This window comes from Microbacterium sp. Au-Mic1 (genome assembly GCF_021341785.1).
Lineage (GTDB): Bacteria > Actinomycetota > Actinomycetes > Actinomycetales > Microbacteriaceae > Microbacterium.
Map to the genome: position 1 here is coordinate 373,414 of NZ_JAJTTF010000001.1, position 12,965 is coordinate 386,378.

Below are 12,965 nucleotides of genomic sequence, written 5' to 3' on the forward strand. Positions count from 1 at the left end.
TCAGGCCACCGGCTCCGGAGCCTCGAGCCGCTCCCAGCCCTCGGTGATCACGCGCCCGTAGAGCACGTCGGGGTCGAGGCGACGCAGCTCCTCCGCCAAGCACTCGCGGAGGGTGCGCCGCGGCAGGTGCAGCTCATGGTCGGGCTGCCCGGGCTGCGTGAGCACGGCCGAACCCGGCACGGGCCGCTCCAGCAGGATGTCACCGTTCGCACGGGTCAGACGCACCGACTTGATGCCCTCCTGCCACACCTGCGGGCTCTCGTAGGCCCAGCGCACCGGCACGTCCAGCGCGAGACGCAGCCAGCCGGCCAGCAGCGCCGTGGACGGAGAAGCCGCGGATCCGCGCACCTCGACGGCGGTGACCTCTTCGTACGGCGGCTGATCCAGCACCGCCGCGAGCTGCTCCCGCCAGTGCGTGAGCCGGGTCCACGCGAGGTCGGTGTCGCCGGGCACGTGCGTGCGGCCGAGCACCTCGAGCTGGGCGCGCACGTCCTGCGCGGTCGCGGCATCGGTGATGCGGCGCTGCGCGATGCGGCCCAGGGGAGAGGCAGCCGGGGCCTCCGGAGCTTCGCGGGGCCACCACACCACTACGGGGGCGTCGGGCAGCAGCAGACCGGTGACGAGGCTCTCCTCGTTGCTCGCGGCGTCGCCGTAGGCGTGCAGCACCACGACTTCGCTCGCGCCCGCGTCGCCGCCGACGCGGATCTGCGCGTCGAGGCGCGAGTCCCCCTCGCTGGTGGTCAGCACGATCACGCGCATCGGGTGCTCGCGCGACGCGTCGTTGGCGGCGTCGATCGCGGATTCGGCGACGTCGTCCGTCGCGGCGATGATGAGCGTCAGCACGCGGCCGAGGGCGACGACGCCGCCCTCCTCGCGCGCCTTCACCAGGTTCTTCGCGACCTGGCTGGTGGTGGTGTCGGGCAGATCGATGATCACGGGCGCCTCCAGACACGTCCGTCGCGGGCGAGCAGGGCGTCGGCGGAGGCCGGACCCCAGGATCCGGGAGCGTACTGCTCCACAGGGCCGCCCTCGGCAGCCCAGTACTGCTCCACCGGGTCGAGGATCTTCCAGCTGAGCTCGACCTCCTCGTGGCGCGGGAACAGCGGCGGGTCGCCGAGCAGCACGTCCAGGATGAGCCGCTCGTACGCCTCGGGGCTGGCCTCGGTGAACGCGTGGCCGTAGCCGAAGTCCATCGTCACGTCACGGACGTTGCTGCCGCTGCCCGGAACCTTCGAACCGAATCGGAGGGTGACGCCCTCGTCCGGCTGCACGCGGATGACCAGCGCGTTCTGGCCGAGTTCGGAGGTCTGGCCGCTGCCGAACAGATGCTCCGGCGCGCGCTTGAAGACGACGGCGATCTCGGTGACACGACGACCGAGGCGCTTGCCGGTGCGCAGGTAGAAGGGCACTTCCGCCCAGCGCCGGGTGTTGATCTCGAGCTTCACCGCGGCGTAGGTCTCCGTGGCGGATTCCGGATCCATGCCGTCCTCGTCGAGGAACCCGGTGACCTGCTCGCCGCCCTGCCAGCCACCCGCATACTGTCCACGAGCCGTCGCGAGGGAGAGATCGTCGGGCAGTGACACCGCCGCCAGCACCTTCTCCTTCTCGGCACGCAGGTGTTCGGCGGAAAGGCTGATCGGCTCCTCCATCGCGGTGAGCGCGAGCAGCTGCAGCAGATGGTTCTGGATGACGTCCCGGGCCGCGCCGATGCCGTCGTAGTATCCGGCACGGCCGCCGACGCCGATGTCCTCGGCCATCGTGATCTGCACGTGGTCGACGTAGTTGCGGTTCCAGATCGGCTCGTACAGCTCGTTCGCGAAGCGCAGTGCCAGGATGTTCTGCACCGTCTCCTTGCCGAGGTAGTGATCGATGCGGAAGATCGAGTCGGCGGGGAAGGTTCCCTCGAGCGCGTCGTTCAGCGCCCGGGCCGAAGCGAGGTCGTGCCCGAACGGCTTCTCGATCACCACGCGTCGCCAGTGATCCGCGTCCTCATGGCCCTCGACGAGTCCGGAGTCGCGCAGCTGCTGCGCCACGAGCGGGAACTGGTTCGGCGGGATCGACAGGTAGTACGCGTGATTGCCCATGGTGCCGCGTTCGACGTCGAGCTTCTCGACGGTCTCGCGCAGGCGCCGGAACGCGTCGGGATCGCCGAACTCGCCGGAGACGAAGCGGATGCCCTGCAGCAGCTGGGCCCACGTCTCCTCACGGAACGGGGTGCGCGCGTGCTCCTTGACGGCGTCGTAGACGACCTGGGCGAAGTCCTGGTCCTCCCAGTCGCGGCGGGCGAACCCGACCAGGGCGAACCCGGGGGGCAGGAGGCCGCGATTGGCGAGGTCGTAGACGGCGGGCATCAGCTTCTTGCGCGACAGGTCGCCGGTGACGCCGAAGATCACCAGAGCGCTGGGCCCTGCGATCCGGCTCAGCCGGCGGTCGTCGGGATCGCGCAGCGGGTTGCGGCCGCGGGAGACGGGAACAGTCATCGGTGGGGGATTCTCCTGAGTGCTCTCTGGGTGATGCCTACTGCGCGGCCTCGAAGAGGTCGAGCACATCGTCCTGTGGTTCGGTGATCGTCAGCGTGACGACGGGGCGGCCGTGCGCGGCGAGCACGCCGGCATCGCCGGCGGCCTGTGCCTCGATGAGCTGGCCGAACGTGAACGGACGGCCGGGGATCTCCAGGTCCACGTCCGTGCGCTCCAGGATCTGCAGGAACACGCCCTGGGCGGGGCCGCCCTTGTGATACTGGCCCGTCGAATGCAGGAACCGCGGACCCCAGCCGAACGTGGTGGGTCGACCGGAGTCGGCGGCCACGAGCTCGCGGAGGCCCTGCAGCTGCGGCATCTCGAGGCGGTTCACGTAGGCCTGGATGGACACGTAGCCGTCTGCCGGCAGCGTCCGCCACAGAGCATCGAGCACCCCGGCGATCGTGCCCGGCGCGAGCAGAGCGGCGTCGGAGGCGCGCACCTCGACCCCGTCCTGCACGAAGGCCGCCGGCGACGGCTCCGGCCGCGCGTCCAGCAGGCCTCGGGTGGCGACCTTCGCCGACTCGACGTCGGGCTGGTCGAACGGGTTGATCCCGAGCAGGTAGCCCGCGATCGCGGTGGCGTGCTCCCAGACCACGAACTGCGCGCCGAGCGTGCCGCTGACGAGGATCTCGCCGGGGTGGCGTTCGCGGAGGTGGAACTCGTCGGCCTCGTCGACCAGGCGCACCAGCTGCAGGTCTGCGGGCTGCGCCTCCACCTCGGGGGAGACGGGGAGCAGCACGACGGGAAGGATCCCGGTGCCCTCCTTGCCGGTCGACTCGGCGACGAGCTGCTCGATCCAGTCGGGCAGACCCACGATGTGGGTGCCGTCGGTGATCAGCCCCAGCTTGTCCCGTCGCGGACCGTCCGGAGTCTGCGCGCTGGCGGCGATCGCCGCACCCAGCAGAAGAGCCGGGTTCTCGGCAGAGTCGATCGCGACCTGCAGCAGCGTGGCCTCGGCCTCGTCGAGCAGCTCCGCGATGTCCACGCCGGCGAGACCAGACGGAACCAGTCCGAAGGCGGTGAGCGCAGAGTATCGGCCGCCGACGTTCGGGTCGGCGTTGAAGACCCGGTAGCCGGCGGCGCGCGCCGACTCGTCGAGCGGCGATCCGGGGTCGGTGACCACGACGATGCGCTCGACGGGGTCGATCCCGACATCGCGGAACGCAGTCTCGAAGGTGCGGCGCTGCGAGTCCGTCTCGACCGTGGATCCGGACTTGGACGACACCACCAGAACCACGTCGGAGAGCCCTGCGTCGATCGCGGCCAGCACCTGCCCCGGCGACGTCGAATCGAGGATCGTGAGGTCGATGCCCGCGGTCTGCGAGATGACCTCGGGGGCGAGCGAGGATCCTCCCATCCCGGCCAGCACGACCCGCGTGATGCCCTTGCCCGCCAGCTCGTCGCGCAGCGCGTGGATCTCCGGCAGCAGTGGACGCGACACCGAGACGGCGTCGACCCAGCCGAGGCGGACGCTCGCCTCGGCCTCGGCGGCCTCGCCCCAGACGGTGGGGTCGCCGCCGGTGATCCGGGACGCGATCAGTTCGCCCACCAGCCGGGGCACGACCTCATCGATCGCGGCCTTCGGCGCTCCGGACGTGTGGATCTGGAAACTCACCGCTGGGCGTCCAGACCCTCACGAACCTGGGTGAGCAGGCCGTGCCAGGAGTCGATGAACTTCTCGACTCCCTCGTCCTCGAGCACCTGGGTCACGTCGGCGAAGTCCACGCCGACGGCGGCGAGTCCCGCGAACACCTCGCGGGACTCCTCGTACGCGCCCGTGACGGTGTCGCCGGTGATCACACCGTGGTCGTAGGTCGCTTCGAGGGTCTTCTCCGGCATCGTGTTGACGACGTTCGGGGCGACCAGCTCGGTGACGTAGAGGGTGTCCGGCAGTGCCGGGTCCTTCACGCCGGTGGAGGCCCAGAGCGGCCGCTGGCGGTTGGCGCCGGCGGCCAGCAGCGCGGCGGCGCGGTCGCCGGCGAAGGTCTGCTCGTAGAGCTCGTAGGCGAGGCGGGCGTTCGCGAGACCGGCCTTGCTCTTGAGGGCCGTGGCCTCATCGGTGCCGATCGCAGTGAGGCGCTTGTCCGTCTCGGTGTCGACGCGCGACACGAAGAACGAGGCGACCGAGTGGATCGTGGACAGGTCGTGGCCGGCCGCCGCGGCCTGCTCGAGGCCGGTGAGGTAGGCGTCGATGACCTCGGCGTAGCGCTCCAGGCTGAAGATCAGCGTGACGTTGATGCTGATCCCCTCCGCGATCGCCGCCGTGATCGCCGGAAGACCGGCCTTGGTGGCCGGGATCTTCACGAGCAGGTTCGGCCGGTCGACCTTCGTCCACAGCTCCTTGGCCTGCGCGGTGGTGCCCTCGGTGTCGTGCGCGAGGTCGGGGGAGACCTCGATCGACACGCGGCCATCGACGTGCCCGGTCTGCTCCCACACGGGACGGAAGACGTCGAGCGCGTCGCGGACGTCCTGCGTGGTCGCCTCCAGGATGGCCTCCTCGGCGGTGGCGCCACGGGCGGCGAGCTCCGCGACCTGCGCGTCGTACGACGTGTCGGAGGGGTTCGTGATCGAGTTCGCGAAGATCGTCGGGTTCGTGGTCACGCCCACGACGTTGCGGGTGCCGATGAGTTCGGCGAGGTTGCCGGACTGGATCCGGGTGCGGGACAGGTCGTCCAGCCAGATCGAGACTCCGGCGTCGGCGAGTGCGGCGGTGGGGGTGGTCATGCGTTCTCCTCGGATCCGTGCTTATGCGGCCGCATTGGCGGCGATGGTCTCGTGGGCCGCGGCGACGACGGCCTCGGCGGTGATGCCGAACTTCTGGAACAGCGTCTTGTAGTCGGCCGAGGCTCCGAAGTGGTCGATGCCGACCGAGCGACCGGTCGAGCCCACGATGCCGTGCCAGGTCAGCGTGGAACCGGCCTCGACGGAGACGCGGGCCCTGACTCCGGACGGCAGCACCGACTCGCGGTAAGCCTCGTCCTGCTCGGCGAACCACTCCAGCGACGGCGCGGACACCACGCGGGCGTTGACGCCTTCCGCTGCCAGCGTCTCGCGGGCGGCGACGGCGAGCTGGACCTCGGAGCCGGTGGCGATGAGGATGACATCCGGGGTGCCGCTCGGCGCCTCGGCCAGGACGTATGCGCCCTTGACCGTGTTCGACGCGGCGGCGAACGTGTCGCCGGTGGCGTCTCCGGTCCCGCGCGCGAAGTTAGGGACGTTCTGGCGGGTCAGCGCGATGCCCGTGGGGCCGCCGTGGCGGCGCAGGATCTCCAGCCAGGCCGCCGCGGTCTCGTTGCCGTCGGCCGGGCGCACCACGGTGAGGTTGGGGATCGCGCGCAGCGAGGCGAGCTGCTCGATCGGCTGGTGCGTGGGGCCGTCCTCGCCGAGGGCGACCGAGTCGTGCGTCCACACGAACACGCTCGGCACGTTCATGAGCGCGGCCAGGCGCACGGCGGGACGCATGTAGTCGCTGAAGATCAGGAACGTGCCGCCGAACGGCCGGGTGGGGCCGTGCAGCACGATGCCGTTCAGGATCGAGCCCATCGCGTGCTCGCGGATGCCGAAGTGCAGCACGCGGCCGTAGGGGCTGCCGTTCCAGTCGTGCGTGGACCAGGTCTCGGGGATGAAGGACTTGGCACCCGCGATCGTGGTGTTGTTGGATCCGGCGAGGTCCGCGGATCCGCCCCACAGCTCGGGGAGCTCGGGCGCCAGCGCATTGATGACCTTGCCGGAGGCCGCGCGGGTCGCGAGCTCGGTCCCGGCCTCGAACACGGGGAGTGCGTCCTCGATGCCCTCGGGGAGCTCGTGCGCCTCGAGGCGGTCCAGCAGCGCCTTGCGCTCGGGGTTGGCCGCGGCCCAGGCATCGAAGTCCTGCTGCCAGGCGGCACGGCCATCGGCCGCGCGTGCGCCGAGTTCGCGGGTGTGCTCGATCACGGCGTCCTCGACGACGAAGGACTTCTCGGGATCGAAGCCCAGGACGACCTTGGTCTCGGCGACCTCGTCCGCGCCCAGCGCGTTCCCGTGCACCGACTCGGTGCCCTTCTTGTTGGGCGCCGGCCAGCCGATGATCGTGTTCAGGATGATCAGGGACGGCTTGGAGGTCTCCGCCTTGGCCTGCTCGATCGCGTCGAAGAGCTCCTTCACGTCCTCGACGTAGGTGCCGGTGCGCACCCAGTCCACGTGCTGCACCTGCCAGCCGTAGGACTCGTAGCGCTCGCGGACGCCCTCGGTGAAGGCGACGTTCGTGTCGCCCTCGATCGAGATGCGGTTGGAGTCGTAGATGGCGATGAGGTTGCCGAGCTGCTGGTGGCCCGCGAGCGAGGACGCCTCGCTGGTCACGCCCTCCTGCAGGTCGCCGTCGCCGGCGATCACGTACACGTGGTGGTCGAACGGGCTCGTGCCCGCTGCGGCGTCCGGGTCGAACAGGCCGCGCTCGTAGCGGGCGGCGTACGCGAAGCCCACGGCCGAGGCGAGTCCCTGGCCGAGCGGGCCGGTCGTGATCTCCACGCCCTTCGTGTGGCCGTACTCCGGGTGGCCCGGGGTCAGCGAGCCCCAGGTGCGCAGCGCCTCGAGGTCGGTCAGCTCGAGGCCGAATCCGCCCAGGTAGAGCTGGATGTACTGGGTGAGCGAGGAGTGCCCGACGGAGAGGACGAACCGGTCACGGCCGATCCAGTGGGTGTCGGCCGGGTCGTGACGCAGCACGCGCTGGTAGAGCAGATACGCCACGGGTGCCAGGCTCATGGCCGTGCCCGGATGGCCGTTGCCGACCTTCTGCACGGCGTCCGCCGCCAGAACCCGGGCGGTGTCTACCGCGCGCCGATCGATCTCTTCCCACAGCAGTTCCGACACTCCGGAGTCCTTTCCAAGACATGAGAGCGCCCGATCGTCTGCGCGCAGACCGCGACTTCACGGAAGGGCGAGGCACGTTGACGGGCGCGCGAGCGATTTCAGCATAGTGCGGACCCGCGCCGCACGGGTCTGGTCGCGACCAACTGTGTCGATGCCATCGAAGGGCAGTCCACTCATGCTTCGCGGGACGGTGGTCGCCTCTGCGCGCCCCTCTCTCAGGCGGCGGAGTGTTACGCCCGGTGCCGTAGGATGAGACTGTTCCCTTGTGCGCATGAAGGAGGCGGTCAGCATCGCGACCACCATCGAGCCCGTCGCCGCTGAGCGCTCTCTGAAGCGGACCATCAAGGCCTACGTCGAACTGACCAAGCCCCGCGTTCTCGAGCTCCTGCTCGTCTCAACCGTGCCGGTGATGTTCCTCGCCCAGCACGGTCTGCCGAACCTGTGGCTGGTTGCCGCGACGGTGATCGGCGGGTCCATGAGCGCCGGATCCGCCGCGGCGTTCAACATGTACATCGACCGTGACATCGATGCGCACATGCACCGCACCGAGAAGCGCCCGCTGGTCACCGGGGAGGTCTCTCCGCGCGGCGCCCTGGTGTTCTCCTGGGTGCTCGCCGTCGCCTCCACCGGGTGGCTCTGGCTGACCACCAACTGGGTCGCCGCCGTGCTCTCGGCCGCCGCGATCTTCTTCTACGTCGTCATCTACACGATGATCCTCAAGCGTCGCACCGAGCAGAACATCATCTGGGGCGGCATCGCCGGGTGCTTCCCGGTCCTCATCGGCTGGGCGGCGGTGACCGGCTCGCTGGACTGGCCGGCCTTCGTGCTCTTCGTGCTGGTGTTCCTGTGGACCCCGGCGCACTACTGGCCGCTGTCGATGAAGTACAAGGACGACTACGACGACGTCGACGTGCCCATGCTCGGCGTCACCCGCTCCGCCTCGCAGGTGGGCCTGCAGGTCATCCTGTACGCGTGGGCGACGCTGGCGTGCTCACTGCTGCTGATCCCCGTGGCCGGCATGGGCCTGGTCTACACGGTGTCGGCGCTGGTCTTCGGCGGCTGGTTCGTGTACGAGTCGCACCGGCTGTACGCGCAGGCGGTGAAGGGCGCATCGGCCAAGCCGATGCGCGTCTTCCACGCCTCCATCACCTACTTGACGCTGATCTTCGTGGCCGTCGCGGTCGACCCGCTGCTGCCCTTCTGAGCCTCGTCGGCCGACGCGTCATCGACCTCGGCCGGGTTCTGCCGCTGCTGCTTCTCGATCTCGTGCGGAGCGGCAGGAGCGTCGAGCGCTCCTGCGGGGTCGGCGGCCTCGGATCCGGTCTCGTCGTCGATGTCATCGACGTCCTCGAACGCGAGCGGCGCGATGTCGACCGGCCGTGCCGTGGCGGCGCCGAGCAGCGTCGAGACGACCGCGAGCGCGAGCGCGAGCAGAACGCCCAGCGCTCCCGCTCCGATCAGGGCTGAACCGAGCACGATCCAGGACTGACCTCCGTACACCTCGAGTCCGGTCGCGCTGCCGTCCTTGAGGGTGGCGGTCATGGTGGCGAGGTGATCCAGGACGGTGAGAAGCCCTGCGGCGACGAGGCCGATCGAGGCGACCACGAGGATCCAGAACGGGAGGCTGCGATTCAATGCGCGTGTCATGGATCCAGCCTCACCGGCGAACTCGTGCGTCCGATCTGCGTCGCCTATGAGGGCGGTATGTGTCCGTCGCGTCGGCGAGGCCCGCCCGGTGCGTCGACTGCCGCCCCGGGGGAGACGAGGTGAGGTCCCGGCGTCCCTGCGCCGGGACCCGCGTCCCCAGCATGCAGGTGCGGATCCGTCCCTGATCCCGTGCCTCCTGCTAGCGTCCAGGACATATTCCACCTGACCTGATCAGGACGGCGCAAGGACCGATACGTGCACTGTCCGCAAGAGGACATGAGATGACCGACGACGAACTGCTGGATCTACTGCTGCGGGAGCGGCTCTTCGACGTGGATGCGGTCGTCGCGCGTTCAGGACTCGATCACGGTCCGGTGCGGACGAGCCTGGAGCGGCTCGCGGACGTGGGAGCCCTGGCCCTGCAGGACGGGGTGATCCTGCTCAATCCTCCGGTTCACGCCGCGGCGATCGCGATCGAGCGGGTGCTTCAGTCGGAACGCGCCCAGGCGCAGGCCCGCAGCGATCAGCTCGCGGCGATCCTGGACGCCGTCGCGCGCCGCACCTCGTCCTGGAACTTCGGTGAGGCGGTCGCCCAGGACCGGCTCTCACTGCAGAGCGCGCACGGTCCGCACGCCGCTGAGGACCTGTGGTTCGCCGTCCAGGCATCCCGGGTGGGGTCCGGTGGCCGGGTGCGGGCGGTGCTGACCGACCTCGATCGATATCGTGCGAGCAGCCCCGAGCGCAGCAGGGCGTTCGCCACGGCGATGTCGACCTACTCCTCGGTGCAGGCGATCATCCCGGCGATGCCGCTCGACGAGCACCTGACCGGCATGGTGCGCGCCTTCCGCGACTCCGGCGTGGAGTTCCGCATGCTGCCGGACCCTCCGGGCTGGTTCTGGGTGGACGACCTGGATGTCACGGGGGTGCCGCTGGTGTGGGGCGAGGCGGCGCCGCAGAGCGTGCTGGCGGTCGCGAGCCCGGTGATCGCCGGGCTCGCGAAGGCCTATTTCGCGGAGCTCTGGCAGCAGGCCAGTCCCGTCGAGAGGGATCCCGGCGGGTACGGTCAGCTGCTGCACCGGATGCGGCGGGGGATGACCCTCGATGCGGCGTCCCGCTCGCTCGGCATCACGCCGCGCACCGGCAGGCGCAGGATCGCGGCGGCGATGGAGCGCTACGGTGTCGCCACGCTGTTCGCCCTCGGGGTCGCCTGGGCGCAGGACGGCAGCCCGGGCGCCGATCGGAGCGCCGGCTGACGGACGAGCAGCTCAGCCGAGAGAGCTCGAGGACTCGGTGTCCGCGGCAGCGGCGCCCTGCACGCTCGCCGCTGCGGGCCAGGTCGCGGCGGGGCGCTTCAGCCGCAGCACGAGGGCCGTGCAGGCCGCGACGAGGATCGCGGCGAGCACCATGTGCACGCCCACGGCGAGCGGGGGCAGGGCGTTGCGCGCCTGGTAGAGGCCGACGGCGATCTGGACCAGCTCGATCGCGAGCAGCGTGATCACCGCGTTGCGGATCGCGGCGAGCGAGTTCGTCAGCGCGATCACGAGCAGCGTCAGAGTCAGCGCGAACAGCGCGTAGGCGGGCCACGAGTGCACGTGCTCGAGGATCGTCGCGTCGAAGCCGTTCCGCAGCGTCACCGCAGGGTCGCCGGAGTGCGGTCCCGCGCCGGTCGTGAGCACGCCGAAGATCACCGTCAGCGCCAGGACGAAGGAGGTGACGTGCACCAGGATGGCGACGCCCTTGGGCACGGCGCGCTCCCGCGCGCCCCGAAGCTGTCCCATCCTCACCACGAATGCCGCCGACACCGCGACGAGCGCCAGCGAGACCAGGTAGTGGAAGGCGACCATGTTCGGGTGCAGCTGGAAGATCACCAGGATCCCGCCGACGACGGCCTGAACGAGCACGCCCGCGAAGACGATCCAGGACATGATCCAGAGATCACGGCGCTCGGATCGGAGGCGCGAGACGAGCACGATCACCGCGATCGCGGCGAGGCCCACGAAGAAGCTGAGCCCGCGGTTCCCGAACTCGATGAGCGAGTGGTAGCTCTGTGCGGCAGTGGGGAAGAGCGAGTCCGGCGTGCACAGCGGCCACTCGCAGCCGAGGCCCGAATCGGTGAGGCGCACGGCGCCTCCGGTGCCGACGATCGCGACCTCGAGGATGAGCGAGACCCAGGCCGCGATCCGCACGCGGAGGTCGACGCGATCGGGGAGCCAATCATGGACTCGGCCCAGGAATCCGGAGCGGGTGCGGGGGGCGGGCTGTGGTGCGATCTCGGGCATGGCTCCTCCGGAACCCTTCCGGCGGGCGCACTGCGGCCCGGATGTCGGAGGGAACCTGTAGAATCTCAGGTGTTGGCGATGGTCGCAGGAGCGCGGAACGCGCATGGCTCTGCCATCGACAACACAGTTTAGGCGCGAATGCTTTGCGTCCATGATGAGGGCCCATGAGCGGCACCCGTTCCCCGCAGACTCGACGGGAGCGACGGTGTGCCGGGGCGGATGAACCGTTACGGCCCAAGAGGAGAGTGTGATGTCGGATGTGCTGATCGACCGCCCGGAGCTTGATGGTCTGGGGGTGTACGAGTTCGGCTGGCACGACACGGATGCCGCCGGCGCGACCGCGCGACGCGGTCTGTCCGAGGATGTGGTGCGGGGCATCTCGGCGCTCAAGAGCGAACCGGAGTGGATGCTGAAGACCCGTCTGAAGGGTCTGCAGCTCTTCGGCCGCAAGCCGATGCCGACCTGGGGCGCCGACCTCAGTGAGATCGACTTCGACAACATCAAGTACTTCGTGCGCTCCACGGAGAAGCAGGCGCAGAGCTGGGAGGACCTCCCGGAGGACATCCGCGAGACCTACGAGCGCCTCGGCATCCCCGAGGCCGAGCGTCAGCGCCTCGTCGCCGGCGTCGCCGCGCAGTACGAGTCCGAGGTCGTCTACCACCAGATCCGCGAGGATCTGGAGGCGCAGGGCGTCATCTTCATGGACACCGATACCGCGCTGCGCGAGCACCCCGAGTTCTTCGAGGAGTACTTCGGCACGGTGATCCCGGCCGGCGACAACAAGTTCGCCGCGCTGAACACCGCGGTCTGGTCCGGCGGCTCGTTCGTCTACGTCCCCAAGGGCGTGCACGTGGAGATCCCGCTGCAGGCCTACTTCCGGATCAACACCGAGAACATGGGCCAGTTCGAGCGCACGCTGATCATCGCCGATGAGGACAGCTATGTGCACTACATCGAGGGCTGCACCGCTCCGATCTACAAGAGCGACTCGCTGCACTCCGCCGTCGTCGAGATCATCGTGAAGAAGAACGCCCGCGTGCGCTACACGACGATCCAGAACTGGTCGAACAACGTCTACAACCTGGTCACCAAGCGCGCGGTCGCGCACGAGGGCGCGACCATGGAGTGGGTGGACGGCAACATCGGCTCCAAGGTGACGATGAAGTACCCGTCGATCTACCTGATGGGCGAGCACGCCAAGGGCGAGACCCTCTCGGTGGCCTTCGCCGGTCCCGGTCAGCACCAGGACGCCGGCGCGAAGATGATCCACATGGCGCCCTACACGCAGTCCTCGATCGTGTCGAAGTCGATCGCCCGCGGCGGCGGGCGCGCCGGCTACCGCGGCGAGGTCAGGGTGGACGCGAACGCGCACCACTCGGCCAACACGGTGCGCTGCGACGCGCTGCTCGTGGACACGAAGTCCCGCAGCGACACCTACCCGGCGATCGACATCCGCGTCGACGACGTGCAGCTCGGCCACGAGGCCACCGTGTCGAAGGTCAGCGAGGAGCAGCTCTTCTACCTGCAGTCCCGCGGCATGCCCGAGGATGAGGCGATGGCGATGATCGTGCGCGGCTTCATCGAGCCGATCGCGCGCGAGCTGCCCATGGAGTACGCGATGGAACTGAACAAGCTCATCGAGATGGGCATGGAAGGATCGGTCGGCTGA

At 69.6% G+C, this 12,965-nt stretch carries 10 protein-coding genes; 3 read left to right on the forward strand and 7 right to left on the reverse strand.

From position 1 onward, the window contains the following. Genes LXM50_RS01810 through tkt form a run of 5 tightly spaced genes read right to left on the reverse strand, consistent with a single transcriptional unit; the run spans position 1 to position 7,370 of the window. Complete coding sequence (locus tag LXM50_RS01810; protein ID WP_233309393.1) at positions 1–936, reverse strand: glucose-6-phosphate dehydrogenase assembly protein OpcA; 936 nt, start codon at positions 934–936, stop codon at positions 1–3. After that, positions 933–2,480, reverse strand: coding sequence for a glucose-6-phosphate dehydrogenase (gene zwf, locus LXM50_RS01815; protein WP_233309394.1), 1,548 nt, complete (start codon positions 2,478–2,480; stop codon positions 933–935). Before zwf ends, LXM50_RS01810 begins: the two co-directional genes overlap by 4 nt. Before the next feature lie 37 nt (positions 2,481–2,517). Continuing rightward, entirely contained in the window at positions 2,518–4,137 is a 1,620-nt protein-coding gene (locus LXM50_RS01820; RefSeq protein WP_233309395.1) for a glucose-6-phosphate isomerase, read from the reverse strand. Continuing rightward, positions 4,134–5,246, reverse strand: a complete 1,113-nt coding sequence (tal, locus tag LXM50_RS01825) for a transaldolase (RefSeq protein ID WP_233309396.1) — start codon at positions 5,244–5,246, stop codon at positions 4,134–4,136. The genes LXM50_RS01820 and tal overlap by 4 nt, the downstream gene beginning before the upstream one ends. A gap of 21 nt (positions 5,247–5,267) precedes the next feature. Beyond that, on the reverse strand, positions 5,268–7,370 hold the full coding sequence (gene tkt / locus LXM50_RS01830) for a transketolase (RefSeq protein WP_233309397.1): 2,103 nt from the start codon (positions 7,368–7,370) through the stop codon (positions 5,268–5,270). Positions 7,371–7,641: 271 nt separating this feature from the next. Between tkt and LXM50_RS01835 the strand changes: the two genes are divergently transcribed. Beyond that, positions 7,642–8,574 (forward strand): heme o synthase, encoded by a 933-nt coding sequence (locus LXM50_RS01835; protein WP_233309398.1) that lies wholly within the window; start codon positions 7,642–7,644, stop codon positions 8,572–8,574. Here LXM50_RS01835 and LXM50_RS01840 read toward each other — a convergent pair. Further along, positions 8,520–9,017, reverse strand: a complete 498-nt coding sequence (locus tag LXM50_RS01840) for a hypothetical protein (RefSeq protein ID WP_233309399.1) — start codon at positions 9,015–9,017, stop codon at positions 8,520–8,522. The genes LXM50_RS01835 and LXM50_RS01840 overlap by 55 nt on opposite strands. A gap of 281 nt (positions 9,018–9,298) precedes the next feature. Here LXM50_RS01840 and LXM50_RS01845 point away from each other — a divergent pair, with 281 nt between their 5' ends. Next, a complete protein-coding gene (locus tag LXM50_RS01845) occupies positions 9,299–10,270 on the forward strand; it encodes a hypothetical protein (RefSeq protein WP_233309400.1) in 972 nt (323 codons plus the stop codon). 12 nt (positions 10,271–10,282) lie between these two features. On the opposite strand, the gene LXM50_RS01850 is transcribed toward LXM50_RS01845, so the two are convergent. Beyond that, positions 10,283–11,296: a heme A synthase gene (locus tag LXM50_RS01850; RefSeq protein WP_233309401.1), complete on the reverse strand. Its 1,014-nt coding sequence runs from the start codon at positions 11,294–11,296 to the stop codon at positions 10,283–10,285. 250 nt (positions 11,297–11,546) lie between these two features. On the opposite strand from LXM50_RS01850, the gene sufB reads away from it, so the two are divergent. Beyond that, on the forward strand, positions 11,547–12,965 hold the full coding sequence (gene sufB / locus LXM50_RS01855) for a Fe-S cluster assembly protein SufB (protein ID WP_105687815.1): 1,419 nt from the start codon (positions 11,547–11,549) through the stop codon (positions 12,963–12,965).